This window comes from Herbiconiux liukaitaii, from assembly GCF_041927495.1.
Taxonomy (GTDB): Bacteria; Actinomycetota; Actinomycetes; order Actinomycetales; family Microbacteriaceae; genus Herbiconiux; species Herbiconiux liukaitaii.
This window is the reverse complement of record NZ_JBHFHG010000003.1, coordinates 515,116-536,775: the sequence shown is the minus strand read 5'-3', so window position 1 is coordinate 536,775 and position 21,660 is coordinate 515,116. Positions and strand designations below refer to the sequence as shown.

General features: G+C 71.8%; 20 protein-coding genes. 10 read left to right on the top strand and 10 right to left on the bottom strand.

Annotated elements, in window-relative coordinates:
- Positions 1 to 176: 176 nt before the first annotated feature.
- From ACEXQC_RS07055 to fdhA, 3 genes are all read left to right on the top strand, one after another.
- The gene (locus ACEXQC_RS07055; protein ID WP_445451967.1) at positions 177 to 4,220 is read left to right on the top strand and encodes a Pls/PosA family non-ribosomal peptide synthetase; all 4,044 of its coding nucleotides are present in this window, start codon (positions 177 to 179) and stop codon (positions 4,218 to 4,220) included.
- Positions 4,217 to 5,539: a M1 family metallopeptidase gene (locus ACEXQC_RS07050; RefSeq protein ID WP_374819874.1), complete on the top strand. Its 1,323-nt coding sequence runs from the start codon at positions 4,217 to 4,219 to the stop codon at positions 5,537 to 5,539. The genes ACEXQC_RS07055 and ACEXQC_RS07050 overlap by 4 nt, the downstream gene beginning before the upstream one ends.
- Before the next feature lie 63 nt (positions 5,540 to 5,602).
- Positions 5,603 to 6,823 (top strand): formaldehyde dehydrogenase, glutathione-independent, encoded by a 1,221-nt coding sequence (fdhA, locus tag ACEXQC_RS07045; protein ID WP_374819872.1) that lies wholly within the window; start codon positions 5,603 to 5,605, stop codon positions 6,821 to 6,823.
- A gap of 33 nt (positions 6,824 to 6,856) precedes the next feature.
- Here fdhA and ACEXQC_RS07040 read toward each other — a convergent pair whose 3' ends face one another.
- The 6 genes from ACEXQC_RS07040 to ACEXQC_RS07015 all read right to left on the bottom strand — a co-directional run bounded on the left by ACEXQC_RS07040 (position 6,857) and on the right by ACEXQC_RS07015 (position 11,810).
- Positions 6,857 to 7,636 carry a 4'-phosphopantetheinyl transferase family protein gene (locus ACEXQC_RS07040; RefSeq protein ID WP_374819870.1) on the bottom strand — a complete coding sequence of 260 codons (780 nt, stop codon included), beginning with the start codon at positions 7,634 to 7,636 and terminating at the stop codon, positions 6,857 to 6,859.
- Positions 7,633 to 8,553, bottom strand: a complete 921-nt coding sequence (gene ppk2, locus ACEXQC_RS07035; protein WP_374819868.1) for a polyphosphate kinase 2 — start codon at positions 8,551 to 8,553, stop codon at positions 7,633 to 7,635. The genes ACEXQC_RS07040 and ppk2 overlap by 4 nt, the downstream gene beginning before the upstream one ends.
- A 50-nt stretch (positions 8,554 to 8,603) precedes the next feature.
- Complete coding sequence (locus ACEXQC_RS07030; protein ID WP_374819867.1) at positions 8,604 to 9,536, bottom strand: hypothetical protein; 933 nt, start codon at positions 9,534 to 9,536, stop codon at positions 8,604 to 8,606.
- A complete protein-coding gene (locus tag ACEXQC_RS07025; RefSeq protein WP_374819865.1) occupies positions 9,533 to 10,582 on the bottom strand; it encodes a CPBP family intramembrane glutamic endopeptidase in 1,050 nt (349 codons plus the stop codon). The genes ACEXQC_RS07030 and ACEXQC_RS07025 overlap by 4 nt, the downstream gene beginning before the upstream one ends.
- A 115-nt stretch (positions 10,583 to 10,697) precedes the next feature.
- Positions 10,698 to 11,231, bottom strand: a complete 534-nt coding sequence (locus tag ACEXQC_RS07020; RefSeq protein WP_374819863.1) for an FBP domain-containing protein — start codon at positions 11,229 to 11,231, stop codon at positions 10,698 to 10,700.
- Positions 11,232 to 11,450: 219 nt separating this feature from the next.
- A complete protein-coding gene (locus tag ACEXQC_RS07015; protein ID WP_374819861.1) occupies positions 11,451 to 11,810 on the bottom strand; it encodes a MerR family transcriptional regulator in 360 nt (119 codons plus the stop codon).
- A 40-nt stretch (positions 11,811 to 11,850) separates the two neighbouring features.
- Between ACEXQC_RS07015 and ACEXQC_RS07010 the strand changes: the two genes are divergently transcribed.
- On the top strand, positions 11,851 to 12,345 hold the full coding sequence (locus ACEXQC_RS07010) for a VOC family protein (RefSeq protein WP_374819859.1): 495 nt from the start codon (positions 11,851 to 11,853) through the stop codon (positions 12,343 to 12,345).
- 74 nt (positions 12,346 to 12,419) lie between these two features.
- Here ACEXQC_RS07010 and ACEXQC_RS07005 read toward each other — a convergent pair whose 3' ends face one another.
- Entirely contained in the window at positions 12,420 to 13,733 is a 1,314-nt protein-coding gene (locus ACEXQC_RS07005; RefSeq protein WP_374819857.1) for a D-alanyl-D-alanine carboxypeptidase family protein, read from the bottom strand.
- 63 nt (positions 13,734 to 13,796) lie between these two features.
- On the opposite strand from ACEXQC_RS07005, the gene ACEXQC_RS07000 reads away from it, so the two are divergent.
- A complete protein-coding gene (locus ACEXQC_RS07000) occupies positions 13,797 to 14,606 on the top strand; it encodes a Pr6Pr family membrane protein (RefSeq protein WP_374819855.1) in 810 nt (269 codons plus the stop codon).
- Here ACEXQC_RS07000 and ACEXQC_RS06995 read toward each other — a convergent pair.
- A complete protein-coding gene (locus tag ACEXQC_RS06995) occupies positions 14,603 to 14,959 on the bottom strand; it encodes a LysR family transcriptional regulator (RefSeq protein WP_374819853.1) in 357 nt (118 codons plus the stop codon). The genes ACEXQC_RS07000 and ACEXQC_RS06995 overlap by 4 nt on opposite strands.
- A gap of 116 nt (positions 14,960 to 15,075) precedes the next feature.
- Between ACEXQC_RS06995 and ACEXQC_RS06990 the strand changes: the two genes are divergently transcribed.
- The gene (locus tag ACEXQC_RS06990; RefSeq protein WP_374819851.1) at positions 15,076 to 16,662 is read left to right on the top strand and encodes a deoxyguanosinetriphosphate triphosphohydrolase family protein; all 1,587 of its coding nucleotides are present in this window, start codon (positions 15,076 to 15,078) and stop codon (positions 16,660 to 16,662) included.
- Between the two features lie 93 nt (positions 16,663 to 16,755).
- Complete coding sequence (locus ACEXQC_RS06985; protein WP_374819850.1) at positions 16,756 to 17,070, top strand: heavy metal-binding domain-containing protein; 315 nt, start codon at positions 16,756 to 16,758, stop codon at positions 17,068 to 17,070.
- Positions 17,071 to 17,076: 6 nt separating this feature from the next.
- Here ACEXQC_RS06985 and ACEXQC_RS06980 read toward each other — a convergent pair whose 3' ends face one another.
- The gene (locus ACEXQC_RS06980; RefSeq protein ID WP_374819848.1) at positions 17,077 to 19,263 is read right to left on the bottom strand and encodes a DUF262 domain-containing protein; all 2,187 of its coding nucleotides are present in this window, start codon (positions 19,261 to 19,263) and stop codon (positions 17,077 to 17,079) included.
- 130 nt (positions 19,264 to 19,393) lie between these two features.
- Between ACEXQC_RS06980 and ACEXQC_RS06975 the strand changes: the two genes are divergently transcribed.
- The 3 genes from ACEXQC_RS06975 (at position 19,394) to ACEXQC_RS06965 (ending at position 20,838) form a co-directional block, all read left to right on the top strand.
- Positions 19,394 to 20,167 (top strand): hypothetical protein, encoded by a 774-nt coding sequence (locus tag ACEXQC_RS06975; RefSeq protein WP_374819846.1) that lies wholly within the window; start codon positions 19,394 to 19,396, stop codon positions 20,165 to 20,167.
- An 84-nt stretch (positions 20,168 to 20,251) separates the two neighbouring features.
- Entirely contained in the window at positions 20,252 to 20,650 is a 399-nt protein-coding gene (locus tag ACEXQC_RS06970; protein WP_374819844.1) for a DUF1801 domain-containing protein, read from the top strand.
- A complete protein-coding gene (locus ACEXQC_RS06965; protein ID WP_374819843.1) occupies positions 20,647 to 20,838 on the top strand; it encodes a multidrug transporter in 192 nt (63 codons plus the stop codon). The genes ACEXQC_RS06970 and ACEXQC_RS06965 overlap by 4 nt, the downstream gene beginning before the upstream one ends.
- Here the strand turns inward: ACEXQC_RS06965 and ACEXQC_RS06960 are convergent.
- Positions 20,835 to 21,641: an aldo/keto reductase gene (locus ACEXQC_RS06960; protein ID WP_374819841.1), complete on the bottom strand. Its 807-nt coding sequence runs from the start codon at positions 21,639 to 21,641 to the stop codon at positions 20,835 to 20,837. The two genes, ACEXQC_RS06965 and ACEXQC_RS06960, sit on opposite strands and share 4 nt — an antisense overlap.
- Positions 21,642 to 21,660: the final 19 nt, after the last annotated feature.

Here is a 21,660-nt window from a genome sequence, read left to right as displayed (position 1 = left end):
GCGCGTCTTACCTGTGACGCGGTCCACGTGACAGCGTCCGGAGCACGGAACGGATCGCCCGATACGGGCCGTGCGTCGAGCGTCCCGCCCACCCCACGGGGCGGGACGCTCCCGACTCCGCGACCCGACGGGCCGAGGCCTGTCGTGTGCCGGCGAGTTAACCTCCCTGGTGCAGAATGTCGGCCATGCCCGACACCACCGCCTCCCTGCAGCCCGAGCTCGATCGGGCCTCGGGAGCAGCCCCGGCGCGCACTCTCATCGACGTGCTGCGGGAGGCCACCGCCCAGAACCCCGAGGCCTCCGCCCTCGAAGACGGCCAGGGAGCGCTCAGCTACCGCGAGCTCATGGCGCGCGTGCTCGCCGTGGCGGCGGAGCTGCACGAGGCGGGGGTGCGGCGGGGCGACCGGGTCGGCATCCGCATGGAATCCGGGCGTCGCGAGCTCTACATCGCCATCCTCGCCGTGCTCGCCGCGGGCGCGGCCTACGTGCCCGTCGACGCCGACGACCCCGAGGAGCGGGCCGAGCTCGTGTTCGGCGAGGCGCGTGTGGCGGGCGTCATCACGGGCACGGGCGACTTCGTGCCGAGCGCGGAGGAGGCGTCGCCCCGCGGCCGCCTCATCGCGCGCGCCGAACCTCACGCGAGCACGGCCGCGCTGCCGATCATCTCGCCTCCCCGCCCCGAGGACGACGCCTGGATCATCTTCACCTCCGGCTCCACGGGCACCCCGAAGGGCGTGGCCGTGACGCACCGCTCGGCCGCCGCGTTCGTCGACGCCGAGTCGCAGCTCTTCCTCACCGCCGAGCCCATCGGCCCTGGCGACCGCGTGCTCGCGGGCCTCTCGGTGGCCTTCGATGCCTCGTGCGAGGAGATGTGGCTCGCCTGGGCGCACGGAGCCTGCCTCGTGCCCGCGCCGCGATCGCTCGTGCGGAGCGGCATGGACCTCGGCCCGTGGCTCGTGACGCGCGACATCACGATCGTCTCGACCGTGCCCACGCTCGCGGCCCTCTGGCCCGTGGAGTCGCTCGAGAACGTGCGCCTGCTCATCTTCGGCGGCGAGGCGTGCCCGCCCGAGCTCGGAGAGCGGCTCGCGAGCGGCGGCCGCGAGGTGTGGAACACCTACGGCCCCACCGAGGCCACCGTGGTGGCGTGCGCCGCGCCCCTCGGCGGCCCCGGCCCCGTGCGCATCGGGCTGCCGCTCGAGGGTTGGACGCTCGCGGTGGTCGATCCGGAGGGCACCAGGGTGGCGCCCGGCGAGGTGGGTGAGCTCATCATCGGCGGCGTCGGACTGGCCCGCTACCTCGACCCCGCCAAGGACGCCGAGAAGTACGCGGCCATGCCGACCCTCGGCTGGGAGCGCGCCTACCGCAGCGGCGACCTCGTGCGGTACGACCCCGAGGGCCTCGTCTTCCAAGGCCGGGCCGACGACCAGGTCAAGGTGGGCGGGCGACGGATCGAGCTCGGCGAGATCGAAGCGGCACTCCAGGGGCTGCCCGGCGTCTCGGGGGCTGCCGTCGCCGTGCGCACCACGGCGTCGGGCAACCAGGTGCTCGTGGGCTACGTGGTGGCGGCGGATGCGTCCTCGTTCGACCGCGAGGCGGCCGTCAAGAGGCTGCGCGACGAGCTCCCGGCGGCCCTCGTGCCGCTCGTAGCGGTGCTCGACGACCTGCCCACCCGCACCTCGGGCAAGGTCGACAAGGCGGCACTGCCGTGGCCGCTGCCCGGAGCGGGCGGCGGATCGGGATCGGGGGGTTCCAGCGACGGCGGCGACGGCTTCGGCCCCGACGCCGACCCGATGCTCCGCCGCGTGGCCGGCCTCTGGGGCGCCGTGCTCGGGGTGCCCGTGACGGACCCCTCCGCCAACTTCTTCGACCTCGGTGGCGGTTCCCTCGCCGCCGCCCAGCTCGTGGCGGGGCTCCGCGAGATCGACCCCGGCTTCACCGTGGCCGACGTCTACTCGCACCCCAGGCTCGGCGCGGTGGCCGCCGAGCTCACCGTGCGGGTCGGCGGCGAGCCGGAGGCCGCCGAGGCCGCGCACGCCGGCCCGCCCGTGGCCCAGACACCGCTGCGCATGCGTGTGCTGCAGACCCTGCTCGGCATCCCGCTCTTCGTGCTCGCCGGCCTGCGCTGGCTCGTCTACCTCTTCGCGGCCTCGGCCGTGCTGCGCGCTGTGGGGGAGGCGATGGGGTCCGGCGGCTTCGACTTCCTGCCCACCATCCCCCTCTGGGCGCTCGTGATCGGCATCGTGCTCTTCGCCACGCCGTTCGGTCGCATGGGCATCTCGGTCGTGGCCTCCCGGCTACTGCTCAGGGGCCTGCGACCGGGCAACCACCCGCGCGGAGGCAGTTGGCACCTGAGGCTCTGGCTCGCCGAGCAGATCGCCCACCAGGTGGGTGCCGTGAGCCTCGCGGGCGCACCGTGGATCAACTACTACGCCCGTGCCCTCGGTGCGCGCATCGCCGACGACGTCGACCTGCACTCCCTGCCGCCCATCACGGGCATGCTCACGATCGGTCGCGGCGCCGCCATCGAGCCGGAGGTCGACCTCTCGGGCTACTGGATCGACGGCGACACCCTGCGCGTCGGTGCGGTGCGCGTGGGGGCCGGCAGCACGGTGGGCGCCCGCAGCACGCTGCTGCCCGGCACCCGCATCGGCAAGCGCGCCGAGATCGAGGCGGGATCCTCGGTGTTCGGCCGAGTCCCCTCCGGCCAGCGCTGGGCGGGGTCGCCCGCCAGGCGCGTGGGCAAGTCGCGCGACTGGTGGCCCGCCGAGCGGCCCGCCAAGGCCTCGCGCTGGGTGCTCGTCTACGGCATCTCCTCCGTGGCTCTCGCCCTCGTGCCCCTCCTCGCGTTCGCCACGGGTGGCGTGGTGCTCGCGGTGTTCCTGCACGGCTCGGCCGACCTGGCCGAGGCCGCCGCCCGCAGCGCGCTCGGCCTCGTGCCCGCCACGCTCGTGGCCGGCCTCGTGCTCGCGGGTCTCGTGCTCGTGTTCACCCGCCTGCTGGGCCTCGGGGTGAGCGAGGGCGTGCACGCCGTGCGCGGCCGCGTGGGCTGGCAGCTCTGGGCCACCGAGCGGCTGCTCGACATGGCGCGCACCCTGCTCTTCCCGCTCTACTCCGGGCTCTTCACACCCGTGTGGCTGCGCATGCTCGGTGCCCGCATCGGCCGCGACGTCGAGGCCTCGACCGTGCTGCTCATCCCCGCCATGACCACGGTGCACGACGGCGCGTTCCTCGCCGACGACACCCTCGTGGGCGCCTACGACCTGGGCGGCGGATGGATGCGCGTGGCGCGCGCCCAGATCGGCGAGCGGGCCTTCCTCGGCAACTCGGGCATGGCGGCCGCCGGGCACTCCGTGCCGCGCGACGGCCTCGTGGCCGTGCTCTCGGCAGCCCCCAAGAAGGCCAAGGCCGGGTCGTCGTGGCTCGGATCGCCGCCCGTGCGCCTCCGCCGCACCGTGAACGTCGGAGACGTGAGCCGCACCTACGCACCTCCCGCGAGGCTCAAGGTCGCGCGCATCCTCTGGGAGCTCGGCCGCGTGGTGCCGGTGTTCGTGACGTGCGCCATCGGGCTCGGCGTGCTGTTCGCGCTCGCCGCCCTCACCGAGTGGGTCGGCGTGCTCCCCGCCGCACTCCTCTCGGGAGTGGTGCTGCTGGCCGCGGGAGCCGTGGCCGCCGTGGTGACGACCGTGGCGAAGTGGGCGCTGATCGGGCGGATCAAGGCGGGCGAGCATCCGCTCTGGTCGTCGTTCGTGTGGCGCAGCGAGGTCTCGGACACCTTCACCGAGATGGTGGCGGCGCCGTGGTTCGCGCAGGCCGCCTCCGGCACTCCCGCGCTCGTCTGGTGGCTGCGGAGCCTCGGGGCGACGATCGGCCGCGGGGTCTGGATCGACACCTACTGGCTGCCGGAGGCCGACCTCGTGACCCTCGGCGACGCCACCACCGTGAACCGCGGATGTGTGGTTCAGACGCATCTGTTCCATGATCGAGTGATGAGCCTCGACACGGTCACCCTCGACGACGGAGCCACGCTCGGCCCGCACAGCGTCATCCTGCCCGCCGCCCGCATCGCGGCTCAGGGCACGGTGGGGCCCGCCTCGCTCGTGATGCGGGGCGAGCTCGTGCCCGGTGGCACGCGCTGGAGCGGCAACCCGATCGGGCCGTGGCGCGAGGTGCGCACCTCCGACTACGGACAGATGGCGGCGCGCACGGTGTCGGTGTGATCGGCCGCGGCGTCGCCTTCGCCGGCGACCCGTACACCCCGGGCATCGGCACCTGGTCGTACCGGGTGCACGCCTACGACCTCGAGCTCGACTACCGCATCGAGACCAATCGGCTCGACGGCGTGGCGCGCATCAGCGCCGAGGCCGTGGTCGACCTGCCCTCGATCGTGCTCGACCTCTCGAAGCTCAAGGCCACGAGGGTCAAGCTCGACGGCAGACGACTGCAGCGGATCAGCCAGACCACCCACGCGCTCACCGTGCGCCCCGACGCACCCATCCCGGCCGGCACTCGCTTCGAGCTCGAGATCGCCTACAGCGGCCGGCCGGGCCCGCGGCGGAGCGCCTGGGGCCTGATCGGCTGGGAGGAGCTCACCGACGGCGTGCTCACCGCCTCGCAGCCCACCGGATCCTCCACCTGGTTCCCGTGCAACGACCGGCCGGGCGACAAGGCGACGTACCGCATCCGCTTCACGTGCGACCAGGACTACACCGTGGTGTGCAGCGGCAGGCTCGCCGAGAACCGCACGCGCATGGGGCGCACCACGTGGGTCTACGAGCAGCCGAGGCCCACCGCGGCGTACCTCGCCACCGTGCAGGTGGGTCAGTACGTGCGGCGCACGAGCACGGGAGGCGGATCGGCGTCGGTGCCCATCGAGTACGCGTTCCCGGCCGAGCTCGCGGAGCGCATGCATGCCGACTTCGCGCCGCTGCCGCACATGATCGAGTTCTTCACGCGCGCATTCGGGCCCTATCCGTTCGACCGGTACGCGGTGGTGGTGACCGCCGACGAGCTCGAGATCCCGCTCGAGGCCCAGGCGATGGGCATCTTCGGGGCCAACCACGTCGACGGCGTGGGCGGATCCGAGCGGCTCATCGCGCACGAGCTCGCCCACCAGTGGTTCGGCAACAGCGTGGGCGTGGCCGCCTGGAAGGACATCTGGCTCAACGAGGGCTTCGCGTGCTACGCCGAGTGGCTGTGGTCCGAGGAGCGCGGAGGGCCCACGGCGGCCGCGCTCGCCAAGCAGCACCACGCGCGGTTGCGCAACGCCCCGCAGGATCTCGTGATCGGCGAACCCGGGGCGGCCTCGATGTTCGACGACCGCGTCTACAAGCGCGGAGCCCTCACGCTGCACGCGCTGCGCACCCTGCTCGGCGACGAGGTGTTCGCCGGGCTCCTGCGCGAGTGGACGGCGGCGCACGCGCACGGCACGGTCGACACGGCGGCGTTCGTGGCGCTCGCCGAGCAGCGGGCCGGTCGCAGCCTCACGGCGTTCTTCGACGCGTGGCTGCACGAGGCCGCACTGCCTCCGCTGGGCTAAAACGACTACTGTCGAAAGGACACGACGTGTCCCGTCGGGGCACGCAGCATCGAGGAGGATCACGTGTCGGGAAACAGAGCTGTCGCCTACAAGTCGCCCGGAGTCGTCGAGGTCATCGACATCGACTACCCCACCTTCGAACTCAAGGACGGGCCGGGGGTGAACCCGGCCAACGTGGGCAGGAAGGTCCCGCACGGTGCCATTCTCCGAACCGTCGCGACCAACATCTGCGGCTCCGACCAGCACATGGTGCGCGGCAGGACCACCGCCCCTGCCGACCTCGTGCTCGGCCACGAGATCACCGGAGAGGTGGTCGAGGTCGGCCCCGACGTGGAGTTCATCAAGGTCGGCGACATCGTCTCGGTGCCGTTCAACATCGCCTGCGGCCGGTGTCGCAACTGCAAGGAGCGCAAGACCGGCATCTGCCTCAACGTCAACCCGGATCGGCCCGGCAGCGCCTACGGATACGTCGACATGGGTGGATGGGTGGGCGGCCAGGCCGAGTTCGTTCTCGTGCCCTACGCCGACTGGAACCTGCTGAAGTTCCCCGACCGCGATCAGGCGCTCGAGAAGATCATGGATCTGACCATGCTCTCCGACATCTTCCCCACCGGTTTCCACGGAGCTGTGACCGCGGGAGTGGGAGTCGGCTCCACGGTCTACGTGGCGGGGGCAGGGCCGGTGGGACTCGCCGCGGCGACGGGCGCGATGCTGCTCGGAGCAGCGGCCGTGATCGTGGGTGACATGAACGAGGATCGGCTCGCCCAGGCCAGGAGCTTCGGGTGCGAGACGATCGACCTCACGAAGGGCGACCCGGCAGAGCAGATCGAGCAGATCCTGGGTGTGCCCGAAGTGGACTGCGGGGTCGATGCCGTGGGCTTCGAGGCGCGCGGCCACGGCGGGGATTCCGGCCAGGAGGCTCCCGCGACAGTGCTCAACTCGCTCATGGACATCACCGCGGCAGGCGGCGCCCTCGGCATCCCCGGCCTCTATGTGACGGGTGACCCCGGCGGAATCGACGACGCCGCCAAGAAGGGCGCCCTCTCGCTCAGCCTGGGCACGGGGTGGGCGAAGTCGCTCTCGTTCACCACCGGGCAATGCCCCGTGATGAAGTACAACCGCGGGCTCATGATGGCCATCCTGCACGACAAGGTGCACATCGCGAGGAACGTCAACGCCACCGCCATCACCCTCGAGGATGCGCCACGCGGCTACGCCGAGTTCGACGCAGGGGCCGCGCAGAAGTACGTGCTCAACCCCAACGGCTACCTCGACGCGGCGTAGCCACCCGGCTCCCGGCTCCGGGCCGCCGTCCGCTCACGGGCGGGCGGTGGCCTCGAGGTCGGCGAGGTCGAGGCGCCGCCAGCTCGTGAGCGGCACCACGGGCTTCTTCGGCACCCCGGGGAGGCGCACGGCCACACTCGCGCGCACGGCAGGATCGAGCCGGAGGTCGGCCACGGCGTACTCCCCTGCGCCCTGATCGCCGCTCGCCGGCTTCTCGACGCTCGCCTCGATGGCGCCGTCGCGGGTGCGGATGCGCACATCGGCGGGGTCGAGCGCGAGCCCGCGGCCGTCGGCCTTCACGACGGCCTCGAGCCTCGTCCAGTGCTGGATCGGCTCCCACTGGCGCCCGGTGGGGCGGGAGGCCGCCGGCACGAGGGCCGTGACGGCGCTGAGCAGCTCCACACCGGCGTCGGCGGCCTCCACGTCGATGCCGACGGGGCCGCGCCACGTGGCCGCCACCGCCACGCCCGCGGCGCAGTGCGCCACACTCACGCTGATGGGGCGGCCCTTGGGCGAGGTCAGCTGCAGCTGCGGGCGGCCGTGAGGGCCGCCGCACACGGCGCAGTGCGCCGAGACCACGAGTGCCGTGGGCGGCACGGGGTCGCCGCCGCGCGCTTTGGCGTGCTCTGTCACGAGCTCGGCGGCCAGCATCCTGAGCGCCACCCTGCCCACCACGAAGCGGGACGCCGTCGACTCGTCCAGGGTGCCGGCGTAGCGCATCCGCTCCTCGTCGGTGAGCAGGGGGAGGAGGGTGTCGACGGCGAACGGGCCCGTGGGCAGCGGGGTCCAGCGCACGTGCACCCTGGGTGTCATCGGGTGGGCCGCTGCTCGCCGCGCTCGTGGATGTCGACCGCGGAGCCCACGATGGCGGTGTCGGTCTCGCCGACCACCTCCACATCCTTGTCGTCGTAGTCGAAGCGGTTGAGCACGAAGCGCATGGCCTCGAGCCTGGCACGCTTCTTGTCGTTCGACTTCACGACGGTCCAGGGTGCCGAGGGGGTGTCGGTGGCGGTGAACATCGCCTCCTTGGCATCGGTGTAGCGGCCCCACTTGTCGAGCGACTCGAGATCCATGGGCGAGAGCTTCCACTGCCGCACGGGGTCGACCATGCGGATGGCGAAGCGCGTGCGCTGCTCCTCGGCCGAGACCGAGAACCAGAACTTCACGAGGTCGATCCCGTCGCCCGTGAGCATGCTCTCGAAGAGCGGCACCTGGCGGATGAACTCGTGGTACTGCGCGTCGGTGCAGAAGCCCATCACGCGCTCGACACCCGCTCGGTTGTACCAGGAGCGGTCGAACAGCACCATCTCGCCCGCCGCGGGGAGGTGCTGCACGTAGCGCTGGAAGTACCACTCGGTGGCCTCGCGCTCCGTGGGCTTCTCGAGCGCCACCACGCGGGCGCCGCGGGGGTTGAGGTGCTCGGTGAAGCGCTTGATGGTGCCGCCCTTGCCTGCGGCGTCCCGGCCCTCGAACACCACCACGAGGCGGCGGCCGCCGCGCTTGATCCAGTTCTGCAGCTTGAGCAGCTCGATCTGCAGCAGGCGCTTGGAGGCCTCGTACTCGGTGCGGCTCATCCGCTCGTCGTAGGGGTAGTCCTCGCGCCAGGTGTCGACGGTGCTGCCGTCGGTGCGCACGAGCACGGGGTCGTCGTCATCGTCGTCGAGCACGCTGAAGCCGAGAAGGTGGTCGAGTTCTGGCGGCACCGCACGGCCGTCGTCGAGAGTCGTCACGGCGGGCACGGTAGCTGGCCGAGGGAACGGGGAGGTTAACGGATGGTGGATCAGTAGCCGAGGGCAGCGCGGATGCGGTCCCGCTCGGCCACGAACGCGGGGTACTGCTCGAAGAAGACGACTTTGGCCTCGGACGGGGTGAGCGCAAAGGGCGTCGGGAACTCGTCCGTGGGCAGAGTCGCGTCGAGGGTGTCGTCATCCGTGAGCACGTACTCGGCCCAGCTCTCGGCCACATCCTCCGCGGCACTCGTGGCCGCGTACTCGCTCACGAAGGTCTCGAAGCCGCCGTGCTCGCGGAAGAACGCGGCCACCTCCGCCGGATCGGAGCCCTCGGGGCCGTCGTCCGACGGCACGTCCGTTCCGTACTCCGCCCAGAAGTGCTCCTGGAAGGCGGCGATGAGCGAGTCGGCCCTCGGGCAGCCCTCGCTCAGGTCGAAGGTGGGGCAGGAGCCGGAGAGCTCGGGCACCTGGTCGTCGGAGAGGGTGAGGATGTGGCCGACCTCGTGCAGGATCGTGTTCTCGAGCTCGTCCTCGTCGTCGATGTAGGCGGTGTTGACCTCGGCGTCCCAGCGCAGGGGGTCGTCGCCCTCGCCGTCGCGGGTCACGGCGGCCATGAGGTCGCTCGCCTCGTCGTGGTAGATCGAGAAGGTGTAGACGTCGGCGGTGCGGTCGCCGGCCACGTCGCGGAACAGCTGCCAGAGGCGGAGGGCCGTGGCGTCGGGCTCGTCGCCGTCGTCGGTGGGGAGGAGGTCGTCGTCTTCGTCGACCGGGAACACGAGGGCGTCGTCGAGGGTGCGTGGGGCGATGCTGTCGGCGGTGACCCCGGTGCTGCCGGCTGTGACACCGGTGCTGCCGGTGTCGCTCTGCTGGGTGCGGCCGAGGAGCAGCACGGCGGCGGCGATCGCGATGATCAGCACGGCCAGGAGCGCCGCGCCGACGGCCAGGGCGACGCGGCCCGGGCGGGTGAGGGTGCTGCGGGTCACCCTCGAAGGGTAGCGGGTGGCGTGTGCACCTGGGCGGCCTTGCGGTCGGCTCGCGTGTGCGGGAGGGGGGCGCGCGTGGTGATGCCGGCGCGGCGGCCCCACCAGGTGCTGAACAGGGCCGCACCGAGGCACAGGGCCATGGGGATGAGCATGAACGGGCCCCCGGTGCCCGCGTCGCGCTCGAACACCTGATCCGTCTGGCTCATGAGGGCGGTGGGGAGGAGCAGCAGCAGGTTGTTCGTGGCGTGCACGAGCACGGGCGCCTCGAGTCCACCGGTGCCGCGGGCGGCGATGGAGGCGGAGGCGCCGAACACGAAGTAGTAGGCGATGAGCCAGACGTCGCCCGCGAGGTGCGCGGTGGCGAAGACCGCGCCGGAGACGATCGTGCCCACCACGAACGCGGCCGTCGGGTGGCGGAACCACGAGCCGACCGAGCGCTGGATGAGGCCGCGTGCGCCGAACTCCTCGCCCGCCGACTGCAGGGGCGTGGTGAGGAGCACCACCACGACCATGGCGATCACGGTGCCGGAGAGCACGATCGGGTCGATCGGACCTGTCGCGATCGAGATGCCGACGTAGATGATCCAGACGGGCACGATCACGAGGGCCAGCCGGCCCATCCAGCGCCAGCGGAAGCGGCCCTCGACCGACGACAGCCAGCGCGGTCGCACCCCGAACATGGCCCACTGGATGAGCATCGAGAGCGGCCAGAGGCTCGCGAGGGCGAGGTTGTTGGCGAGCATCACGGCGGGGGTGAGCATGGTGAGGGTGGCGCCGGATGCGAGGTCGTCGAGGGTGTAGCTGCCGAGCGCGAGGTCGGCCACCACGGCGAGGAGGCCGAACACGATCGAGCTCACGAAGTACGCGAGCACGAGGAGGGCTATCGAGACGGCGCCGCGCCACCAGGCGGGGGCGGCCCTCAGCGCGTGGTCGTAGGTGAAGGTGGGCGCTTTCGCGTGGGCCTCCGCGGGGGTCGCCGCCGGAGCTGCGTACGTGCCCGGTGCGGGCTGGGTGGGCTCGTGGCTCGTGATGCGCATCTCGCTCATGAGACCAGGCTAGGAGCCCGTGCGCGTGACCGCCTCCCTCCCACGGCGGAACCGCGTGTCCCTCCCGCGGCGGACCCACCGCACGCTCGCGCGCTGCGGGGGCCCGCCGTGGCCGTCAGTCGGCGGAGGTGGCAGCCCGGGCGAACGCCGCCACCCGCTGGCGCAGGGAGGCGATGCGGTCGGCGCGGGCCGCCTCCCTGTCGAAGCCGATGTACGCCGACGGCGGGAGCTTGCGCACGTTCGCCGAGCACTCGAAGTCGGCGCAGACGAGGCTCGCCACGGTGTCGCCGTTGCGCCCCGCGTGGCCCGTGCGGCGGGCCGCGAAGAGCACCACGTCGTTCGGCAGCTGCACGTCCTGGCACAGCGAGCACTGCGCGCGGGAGCGCGGAGTGGCCTCCGCCTGCTTGAACATGATGCCCACGAGCTCGGGGGCGGGTGATGCGGAACCGTCGCCGAGACCGGGCTCGAGGGCCGGCACCGGGATGACGGCGTACGCGCGCCGGGCGATCCGGCGGTCGCGCCAGCCGAGGTAGTCGAGACGGTCGAAGTCGATCGTGTCGAAGTCGGCGGGCAGGGTGAGATCGCTGAGCTCCTTGCGTGTGGTGTTCACGAAGGAGGCGCGGAGGGTCTTCTCATTCAGGGGGAGCATGTGTGAGGCCGTTCGTTCGTGCCCGCACAGCACTGCCACGGCAGCGTGCCTCGGGCGGGAGAAAAGGGAATGCGGAGGAGGGGTCGGGTCTATCTGCCACCGGCGGAGATGCTGCCGGTGACCCCCAGACGCCCCTCGGGCATCGCATTCCACTGAAGACTCACACCACCACGATACGACACCAGCCCCCCGCGTGGGCCGCCGACCGGGAGGACGCACTCAGGCTCGCGTGGGCGGAAGCGGCGGCGCCTCGTCGATGAGCTGCTGGAGGGCGTCGCGCATGGTGGTGCGGTGCAGGATCTCGGCCTCGAGGCGGTCGCGCTCGGCGACGAGGCGATCGGTGAGCGCCGTCGTGCGGGTGGCGGGCTCGGCGATGCACGGGAGCACATCGGCGATCGCCTCGGTGCCGAGGCTCGCCGCGAGGAGGTCGCGGATGATTCGCACCCGCTCCACGGTGCCGACGGCATAGTGCCGCTGGCCGCTCGGGCTGCGCTCGGCGCGGATGAGGCCGCGCTCCTCGTAGTAGCGCAGCGAGCGGATGCTCGCACCGGTGCGCTCCGACAGCTCCCCGATCCGCACGCTTGCCTCTCACATCGATGTCAGGTCATACGGTACTCGCATGACTGACGACCCGACCCCACGCCCTGCCGTTTCTTCACCGCCCAGCGCCGGGGCGGGGGTGAGGCAGCTGCGGCTCGTGGTGGAGGCCGAGGACTTCGACGAGGCGCTCGCGTTCTACCGCGACGTGCTGGGGCTCACGCAGCAGGCGGCCTTCGAGGGTGAGGGCGATGCGCGTGTCGCCATCCTGCACGCGGGCGCCGCCACGCTCGAGCTCTCGAACCCCGCGCAGGTGCGCCTGATCGACGCCGTGGAGGCGGAGGGGCGGCCGAGCGATCGCCTGCGGGTGGCGTTCGAGGTCGACGACGCCGCCGCGGTGACCGAGAGGCTCGTGCTGGGCGGGGCCGAGCTCGAGGCGCCGCCCGTCGAGACGCCGTGGCGGTCGCTCAACTCGCGGCTGCGGGCGCCGGCGGGGCTGCAGGTGAGCCTCTTCCAGGAGCTCGAGCCGCTCGAGGAGCGCACGACCCGCGACGGCTTCCAGCAGCCCCCCGTGTAAGTACAGAAATGCGAGGGAGCGACCGTCTATAGGGGGTCGGTTGCGCGCATTTCTGTACTTACCGGGTGGGTGGGTCAGCCGAGGGGTGTCGCGAGGGCCAGGGGGAGGTCGAAGCGGGTGGCGCCCGCGGTGAAGACCGCCGTGCCCACGAGGTCGCCGGTGGCGCCCTCGGTGCGCTCCTCGAGGGTGACCTCGGTGGTGATGGAGGTGTCGCCGAACACCACGGTGGTGAGGTCGCGGGTGGCGACCGCGTCGGCGGCGGTGGTGGCCGCGGGGAGGGTGTAGGTGCCGAAGGGGGTGCCCGCGGTGGCGAGGGTGACCTCGCGGAGGCCGGCCTGAGCGCTCGCGAGCAGGGCACGCGTGGTGTCGAAGCGCGCATCGAGCGACTCGGTGCCGAGCACCACCGACACGAGCGTGACGGGCGTCGCCCCCACCGTCACCACCGCCGAGGTGAGCAGCGTGAAGCCCGCGTAGCTCGTGGAGCCCGTCTTCAGGCCGTCGACCCCGTTCTCGCCGAGCAGGATGTTCTGGTTGGCGATGGTGCCGAGATCGGGCTGGTCGTAGGTGGCGAGCCCGGCGATGGCGGCGAGGGCCGGATCGGCGTGCGCCAGCGCCGCCACCTTCAGCAGGTCGGCGGTGGTGCTCGCGCTGCCGGGGTCGAGGCCGCTCGCGTCGGCGAGCGTGGTGCCGCTGAGCCCGTTCGCAGCGAGCCAGGCGCGCGCCGCCTCGAGGTACGCCTCGCGCGAGCCGAAGGCCCACGCCGCCACCGACTCCGCGTAGTTGTTGGCGCTCGTGAGCAGGGTCACCGCGAGGGCGTCGTGCAGCGAGACCTCCTGCCCTGCGTACATCGGCTCGACGAACTGCCCGGTGGCCTCGATGGTGGCGGTCGTGTCGAGGTCGGCCTGCCCGAGGGTGAGGGTGGGCCCTTGGTCGTCCGGCCCGGCCAGCGGATGCGCCGAGAGCACCACGAGCGACGTGATGACCTTCGTGATGCTCGCGATGGGCACCGTGCCCGTCTCGCCGCCCTGCCCGAGCATCTCGACGGTGCCGTCGGCCGAGGCGATGCCCACGGCACCCGCGCCCACCTCGGGGAACTGCAGCTCGGCGGCGGGCCCCGGCGCGATCTCGGGTGCGGCGGTGGAGACGACGGCCGACGGGGCTGCCGCCGACGAGCTGGCACCGGTCTCGCCGGGCGCGCCCGCCACGCACCCGCTCACCACGACGCCGATCGCCACCAGCCCGGCGAGCACCGCCGCCAGCCGCCCGGCAGCACCCGCGCCACCCGCGCGGCGATCCCTGCCCGCGCGGCCCACCCAGCCAGGGGCGGACGTGCCCCGCTCCGCCCGGGAGTCGCGGGCGGAGGGTGCGGCGGGGGGTGAGGAGGGCATCCGGCGAGTGTAGACGAGGCCGTCTGCGTTCCCGCCGGGCGACTGCCGTGGAAGACTTCCAGGATGCGTGATGACGGCAATCCCCTCGACGGTCCACCACGAACAACCGAGGTGACCAGCCCCGCCCAGAATCGCTCCAGTGCCGGCCGACCCGACGAGCCAGGATCCGCCGAGACCCGGCCCGCCGAGACCCGATCCGCCGCCACCCGACCCGGCACGGGGCGCCGCGTCGCCGGCGCGCTGCGCCTCGCGGCCGGCCTCGGCCTCGCCGCCACGATCGCCGTGCAGATCACCGACCGCGTGGTGAACGACGCCTTCGACCCGTGGGAGTACTTCAGCTACTTCACCATCCAGACGAGCCTCTTCAACATCGTGGTGCTCGTGGCGGGCGGCCTGCTCGCCCTCCGCGTGTCCCGCGACACGCAGCTCTACACGACGGTGCGCATGGCCACGCTCGCCTACGCGATCGTGACCGCCGGTGTCTACAACGCGCTGCTGCGCTTCATCCCGCCCACGGGCTACGAGGGGCTCGACTGGCCGAACGAGGTCGTGCACGTGTGGATCCCGATCCTGCTGCTGCTCGACTGGCTGCTCAGCCCCGGCCGACCCGCCCTGCCCTGGAAGGCGCTCTGGGTGGTGCCGATCTACCCCGTCGCCTGGGCCATCTACTCGTTCGGCCGCGCGGCCGCGAGTGGGGGCCGGATCTACCCGTACCCGTTCCTCAACCCGGCCACAGATGGCTGGCCGAGCGTGTTCGCCTACATCGTGGGGCTCACGCTCTTCCTCGTGGGGCTCGGCGCCCTCGCGGTGCTGTACTCACGCAAGCGAGCGCGAGCGCGAGCGCAAGCGGCAGCGTCGGCCGAGGCGCCCTAGCGCCCCTGCCGCTTCTTGAACGGCTTCGGCTCGCCCTTCACCACGGGAGCGCGACCGCGCCCCTTCGAGGCCTTCGCCCGCCCACCGGCCTTGCCCTCGGGCGCCGGAGCCTTCGCCACCGCGGTGCGCGCCACCGCCCGGAAGGCGATCCCCGCCTCGGTGAGCGACACCGAGGGTCGGCTGTCGTCGGAGGGATCGGGCACCTCCACCACGAAGCTCTGCCCGTGCGCCTCCTCGAGCGCCGCCACCGAGGCCTGCACCGTGGCGCGGGAGACGTGCGCGGCGTTGGCCGCGCGCGACCACTCGCCCTCGTCGGCGACCGCGAGGAAATGCTGCAGCTGGCTGATGTCCACGACATCGAGGCTACGGCAGACGCAGTAGCCTCGGTGTCATCGACCCGGCCGCCCCAGCATCCCGCCACCGCATCCCGGAGGCGTGAGCCAGGCGGCACGAGCCCGGAGGCACCACCATGACCCACGACCCCCGCACCGCGCGAAGGCAGCCGGAGGAGCTCCACGGGGTCGAGGGCGCGCGCACCGCGAGCCGCCACCCCGAGTACCGCGTCGACCTCGAGCGCGTGCGGTTCTCTCCCTACTTCTCCCGCCTCTCCGCCGTGACCCAGGTCATCTCGCAGGCCGGGGCGAGCCCGCTCATCCACAACCGCCTCACGCACTCGCTCAAGGTCACCGCGGTGGCGCGCGCCATCGCCGTCTCGGTCGACGACTCGCTCATCGGCACCACGCCGGGCCTCTCGGAGCGGATGGCTCCCGGAGGATGCGACGCGGTGGTGGTGCAGGCCGCCGCGAGTGCGCACGACCTCGGGCACCCGCCCTTCGGCCACCTCGGCGAGAACGTGCTCAACCGCATCGCGCGCGACACCCTGGGGCTCGCCGACGGCTTCGAGGGCAACGCGCAGACCTACCGCATCGTCACAGCGCTCGACGTGTGCGACGCCGCCGCGGCGGGTCTCAACCTCACCGCCGCCGTGCGCGCGGCGCTCGCGAAGTACCCGTGGACACCGGCGATGGAGGGCCTCGACCTCGACACGCGCCCGGGAGCGGCGGGTGCCATCGCCTCGTCCGAGCTGCCGCCGGGCCTCAAGCGCGTGGGCGACACGATCGTGGCCCGCAAGTACTCGGCCTACTTCCTCGAGCAGGACGACCTCGACCAGGCCCGCGCCTCCGCCCCCGGCCTGCCCGCCGGGGTGCAGACGGTCGAGTGCTCCGTGATGGACATCGCCGACGACATCGCCTACTCCATCCACGACGTCGACGACTTCTACCGGGCCGGCATCCTGAGCCAGGTGGCGGTGGCGCGCGAGTTCCGCGGCTTCACGACGAACAGCGCGCAGCTGCGGCGGCTCGACGCTCCCGCCCTCGAGATCGAGAGCGCCCGCAACCAGGCCGGTGAGGGCCTCGAGGCGCTGCGGCGCAAGATCCACCGCGACGACCCCTGGATCGCCGACGACGACGCGTTCGCGGATGCCGTGCGGGTGGTCTCGGAGGAGCTCGTGGAGGGGCTGCTCTCCACGGTCTTCGACGGCTCGATCGCGGCCGAGCGCCGGCTCTCGAGCTTCACGAGCCGGTGGATCGCGCACTTCGAGCGCTCCGTGGAGGCCGCCCCCGCCGGCAGCCCCCGCACGGGACTCATCACGCTCGACCGGCGCGCCTGGCACGAGGTGAAGGTGCTCAAGTTCGTGCACAAGCACTTCATCCTCAACCGCCCCGACGTGGCCATGTACCAGCGCGGTCTCAGCCGTGTGCTCGTGGATCTCGTGAGCGCCTTCACGGAGTGGCTCGACGACGACTTCGACCGCAAGCGTGTGCCCCGCCGCCTGCTCGAGATGGTGGAGCTCGCCACCGCCGGCTACGCCCGGCTCGCCACCACACGGCCGGAGCTGCTCGACCAGGCGGGCGCGGACGACCTGCGCCGGCTCGGGCGCGGCCGTGGCGTGATCGACTACGTCGCTTCGCTCTCGGATGGCCAGGCCATCGCCGTGGCCGAGGCGCTCAACGGCCGCACCGATCGGCTGTGGGACATCGGGCAGAGCCTGTAGCCCGCCGCCTACCGGCCGGCCGGCCGTACGGGGAATCCCGCGTGACCCCCTCGGGGTCTCGCGCCCGCGCAGCCGCTCTGCCATGCTTCCGGCATGCTGATCTCGACGATGAACGATGTCCCCGGCCGCCAGATCACCGAGGTGCTCGGCGAGGTGACGGGCCTCACGGTGCGCTCGCGCAACGCGGGTGTGCAGTTCGGCGCCGGTCTCAAGGCCCTCGTGGGCGGCGAGCTCGCGGGCCTCACCAAGCAGCTCGCGCAGAGCCGTGAGGAGGCGAAGCAGCGTCTCACCGAGGCGGCAGCCGCCCTGGGCGCCGACGCGGTCGTCGCCATGCGCTTCGACGCGAGCGAGGTGGGCCAGAACGCCCAGGAGGTCGTGGCCTACGGCACGGCCGTCAAGCTCGCCTGAGGGCCGCTACATCACCGCGCCGAAGTAGGAGTACTTCACGAAGACCTCCGAGGCGATGCCCGCTTCGTCGAGCACTCCCTGCACGGCGGTGAGCATGTACTGCGAGTCCCAGCCCATGTAGAGGTGCACGGAGTCGTCGAGCGTGTCCCACTGGCCGTTCCAGGACTGGGCGTCGTAGACGGGGCCGCCGCGGCGGGCGCTGAACGACACCACGCTCTCGCGGGAATCCGCCCACAGTCGCTTGAAGACGCGGTTGAAGAGGTACTTGACGTCGTAGACCTCCCAGTGCTCGCCGCGGTACTCCACGTAGTCCCACTCGCGCTCCCAGCCGCGCGGCCAGCCGCGGCGACGGATGGCGTCGAGCACGGGAGTGAGGTCGTCGTCGTCGATGTACACGCGGCCGTCGGCGGGGAGCGGCCGCTCCCACACCGCGAGGAACGCCTCGGTGAGCTCCACCGTGCGCGCGGCGATCGCCGCGGTGCCCCACGAGGGCACGTCGGCGAGGGAGCGCGTGATGGGCACCTCGCTCGACGCGTACACCGCTCGCTTGGCGGGATAGGAGAGGTCGAAGGCGCGGTCGGCGAGCGGGCGCTCGAGCAGGGTGAGGTTGCCGAGCGTGCCGGCGAGGGCGCGGTGGCTGTTCTGCTCGTCGTCGGTGTAGTCGGCCCAGCGGCGGGTGCCGTCTCCGCTCCAGTCGTCGCCGGGGGAGGGCGGCACGATCCGTTCGAGGTCGAGCGGCTCCGCGAGGACGGCGGATGCGCCGTGCGCGTGCGCGTCCGCGTGTGCGCCAGTGTCCGAGCTCGTGCCGGCACCGCCACCCGTGCCGGCAGCCGCGGCGGCCCGCGCGATGCGCCCCAGCACGTACGAGGCGTGCGGCAGCTCGCTGAACTTGAGCGCCACCTTCACGCGCTCGTCCGACGGCGTGATGCGGGCCATCGCCCGCACGAGCTCGTCGCCGCCCTCGGCCCGCGCCCGGCAGAGCCGCGCCACGAGCCGCTCGGTGCCGATGCCCACGACCGTGCGGCGCAGCAGCAGCGACTGCACCTGCTTGAGCAGCCGATCGAGCTCGGCAGCGGTCGCCTCGCCGCGCGAGTACTCGAGGTAGGCGGGCATGACGAGCGGATAGGTGCCCTTGCCGAACACCCCGAGCCCGGTGAGCTCGAACGCTACGGCGGGGTCGGCCTCGCGCTCCGGTTCGAGCAGCACGCGGTAGGCGGCGGAGTGGTCGCGCCACTCGGCCGCGTGCTCGCGCAGGGAGTCGAGGTCGAGCCTCGGGAACTCGGCCCGGAACGCGTCGTAGACCCCGCGCCCGCCGGTCGTGACGACCTCGCGGCCCGTCTTCATGACGAGGTAGTGGCGCCAGAACGCGGCGATCGAGTCGCCCGTGTTCTGCTCGATCGGCAGCCAGAACGACTCCTCGATCTCGATCTGCTCGGCGTGCGAGAGCCCCATGAGCACGTAGTTGTGGATGAGCTCGTGATCGAGCAGGGGAGCACCCGTGGAGTTGAGGCTCTCGAAGATCTGCTGCGCGTTGGCGCCGTGCCCGAGCGTGATGGCCACGTGCTCGAGCTTCTGCAGCCCGCGCCAGATGCGCGGCACCTCATCGGGCCGCACCTGGCTGCGGAAGAACGCGTAGTTGTCGTCGAAGCGCGAGTCGCGCGACCGCTCGTCGGCACCCAGCCGATCGAGCACGACGCTCTCGAACACCCCGGCCCAGGCGCGGTGCGGGCGCAGCTTGGTGCGCGTACCGGCGCCGGGCCCGGCTGCCGCGCCGCCGCCGAAGGCATCGCCGCCGGCGGGGCTGGCCCGCACGAGCACGCGCGCGAGCTCCGATGCGAGCGCCTCGTCGTCGTCGGCCACCGAGTGGTGCAGCGCCGCGATGAGCAGCATGAGCGTGGTGATGCGCTGCTGACCGTCGATGAGCACGAGCTCGGCGCCGTCACCACCCGCATCCGCACCCAGTGCCCCACCCGCATCCGCATCCGCACCGGTCGACAGGATCGAGCCGATGAAGTGGGTCTGCGTGTCGTGTGTGTCGGAGACTGCGCGGATGTCGGTGAGCAGCTGCTCGCATCCGCCGATGTCCCACCGGTACTGCCGCTGGTACACCGGAACCACGATCGTGGTCTCCGGCCGGGAGAGCCAGGCGATGGTGTTCACGGCGGTGGCTTCGACGTTCGTGGCGGTGACCATAGGGCTCGATTCTAGTCGAGGGGACACGCGGGAATCCGGAGGGTGCGCTCCCAGACGGCGCTGTTAGGGTGGCCTAAGTTGGACCTGTTAAAACGTGCTGGTCCTCCGACGAAAGGACATGGCGAACGTCATGGCATACATCAAATCAGCAGCGCTGGAAGAGACCGGCTACGTCGTTCTCGACAAGTACGACCGGGAGATGGATCCCCGGGAGTGGCTCGACATCGAGTACAACGACTGGAAGTCCTCCGGCGACACCCGCTTCGCCCCCCTCGCGAGCGCCAAGGGCGAGATCGAGTGCAACGGCTTCTGGAACCACAAGCCGCCGCGCACCGACAAGGACGGCGTGTGGATCGACTCGCAGACCGCCAAGGCCCCCGACCTCACGCGCCGCGCGCAGGAGCCGGGCGCCAACGTGGGCCGCTGCCGCGTGATCGAGCTGCAGCCCAACACCTACGCCGACTGCCTCTACAACCTCCACCAGGACGACAACAACCGCCTGAACCCGGATGGCACCGGCTGGGTCGTGCGCGGCTTCTTCAACCTCACCGACGACAAGGACAGCTACTTCGTCCTCCGCCACAACCGCACCGACCCCGAGGGCGAGGTGCGCATCGCCCTTCCCGCCGGCGCGCAGCTCATCGTCGACACGCAGCGCCTCTGGCACGCCGCCACCCACCCCGGTGACTCGGCCCGCTACTGCCTCATCACCTCGTGGGAGTCCGGCCCCGAGCTCGACGCCTACATCGAGAAGTACAACGGCGTGAACCACGTCGAGAGCGTGGCCGTGCCGCAGGACGAGCTCGACGCCGGCCAGGCCGAGCAGTCGCGCCGTCTCGCCGCCCGTGCCGCAGCGCTCGCCGCGCGCGGTCAGGCCGAGAAGCTCGTCATGAGCGAGGCCTGATCCTCGGATCGCCTCACCCTTCGGAAGCCCCGGCCCCTGCGGCCGGGGCTTCCTCCGTCGTGGGCGCCGTGGTTCAATGACCGGATGACCCCCTCAGAAGAGATCGACGGCCTCATCGCCGCGCACCCCGACTGGCGGGGCGAGGCGCTCGCCCGCATGCGCGCCGTCATCCTCGGTGTCGATCCCGGCATCGTGGAGGAGTGGAAGTGGATGGGTTCGCCCGTGTGGGAGCTCGACGGGATCCTCGTCGTGGGCAACATCTTCGCGAAGAAGGTGAAGCTCGGCTTCCTCTACGGCGCCTCGCTCGATGATCCGCACGGGCTCTTCAACGGCGAGCTCGGCGGCAACCAGCGCCGCTCGGTGGAGCTCTTCGAGGGCGACACCGTCGACGAGCAGGCGTTCGCCCAGCTCATCCGCGAGGCCATCTCCCACAACGCGCAGAAGCGCGCCGCCAAGAGCACCAAGAAGCAGGTAGCACCGTGACCGACGATTCCACGCCCGAGCGCACGCACGACGAGAAGCGCCACGACCAGCTCACCACCGCCCCCAAGTCGACCGAGGACGACGCGGCGCCGCGCTTCGACGTGGTCGAGGGCGACGGGGTGAAGCGCATCGAGGTGCGCGACGACGCGAAGGTGCGCCCGGGCGGCGACCCCGACCTCATCGCCTAGAAGGCGTCGAGCGCCTCCACATCGGCGGGCGAGAGCTCGAAGTCGACGTCGGCGTTCTCCACGATGCGCGACGGGGTCGTCGACTTCGGCAGCGGCAGCGTGCCCTTCTCGAGCGCGTAGCGGATGCAGACCTGCGCCACCGAACGGCCGAGCCGGCCGGCGATCTCCTGCAGCTGCGGGTTCTCGAGCAGCTCGCCCGTCGCGAGCGGCGAATACGCCTCCACGAGGATGCCGTGCTCGTCGCAGTAGCGCATCGTCTCGTCCTGCGTGTTGCCCACGAACCAGCGGATCTGGTTGGCGTGCGGCGTGACGCCCGTCGCCTCCACGATCGACTCGAGGTCGGACACCGAGAAGTTCGAGACGCCGATGGCGCGGCTGCGGCCGGACTCGTAGATGCCGTTGAGCACGTTCCAGGCGTCGATGTTGCCCTGGCGGTGGTCGGATCCCATCTCGCTCCACGGCCACGGCGCGTGGATGAGGTACAGGTCGATGCGGTCGAGCCCGAGCTCGCCCATGGTCTTCTCGAACGCGGCCTCGGCCGAGGCGGTGTCCTTCGCCTCGGCGGGGAGCTTGGTGGTGACGAAGATCTCGTCGCGCGGGATCCCGCTGTCACGGATGGCGCGACCCACGCTCTCCTCGTTGTCGTAGGCGCGCGCGGTGTCGATGTGCCGGTAGCCGGCCTCGAGGGCCGTGGCGACCGAGTCGTAGGTCTCGGGGCCGTTCGGGATCTGCCAGGTGCCGAAACCGATCTTCGGGATGCGGACGCCGTTCGAGAGCGTGTAGGTGTCGGTGAGTGCGTTCATGCTGTGCACGCTACGCCCC

Bases quoted from the DNA above. Each gene is read 5' to 3' on its own strand.
- ACEXQC_RS07055 (WP_445451967.1), top strand. From the start codon at position 177: ATGTCGGCCATGCCCGACACCACCGCCTCCCTGCAGCCCGAGCTCGAT.
- ACEXQC_RS07040 (WP_374819870.1), bottom strand. From the start codon at position 7,636: ATGACACCCAGGGTGCACGTGCGCTGGACCCCGCTGCCCACGGGCCCG.
- ACEXQC_RS07025 (WP_374819865.1), bottom strand. From the start codon at position 10,582: ATGAGCGAGATGCGCATCACGAGCCACGAGCCCACCCAGCCCGCACCG.
- ACEXQC_RS07020 (WP_374819863.1), bottom strand. From the start codon at position 11,231: ATGCTCCCCCTGAATGAGAAGACCCTCCGCGCCTCCTTCGTGAACACC.
- ACEXQC_RS07010 (WP_374819859.1), top strand. From the start codon at position 11,851: ATGACTGACGACCCGACCCCACGCCCTGCCGTTTCTTCACCGCCCAGC.
- ACEXQC_RS07005 (WP_374819857.1), bottom strand. From the start codon at position 13,733: ATGCCCTCCTCACCCCCCGCCGCACCCTCCGCCCGCGACTCCCGGGCG.
- ACEXQC_RS07000 (WP_374819855.1), top strand. From the start codon at position 13,797: ATGCGTGATGACGGCAATCCCCTCGACGGTCCACCACGAACAACCGAG.
- ACEXQC_RS06990 (WP_374819851.1), top strand. From the start codon at position 15,076: ATGACCCACGACCCCCGCACCGCGCGAAGGCAGCCGGAGGAGCTCCAC.
- ACEXQC_RS06985 (WP_374819850.1), top strand. From the start codon at position 16,756: ATGCTGATCTCGACGATGAACGATGTCCCCGGCCGCCAGATCACCGAG.
- ACEXQC_RS06980 (WP_374819848.1), bottom strand. From the start codon at position 19,263: ATGGTCACCGCCACGAACGTCGAAGCCACCGCCGTGAACACCATCGCC.
- ACEXQC_RS06975 (WP_374819846.1), top strand. From the start codon at position 19,394: ATGGCATACATCAAATCAGCAGCGCTGGAAGAGACCGGCTACGTCGTT.
- ACEXQC_RS06970 (WP_374819844.1), top strand. From the start codon at position 20,252: ATGACCCCCTCAGAAGAGATCGACGGCCTCATCGCCGCGCACCCCGAC.
- ACEXQC_RS06960 (WP_374819841.1), bottom strand. From the start codon at position 21,641: ATGAACGCACTCACCGACACCTACACGCTCTCGAACGGCGTCCGCATC.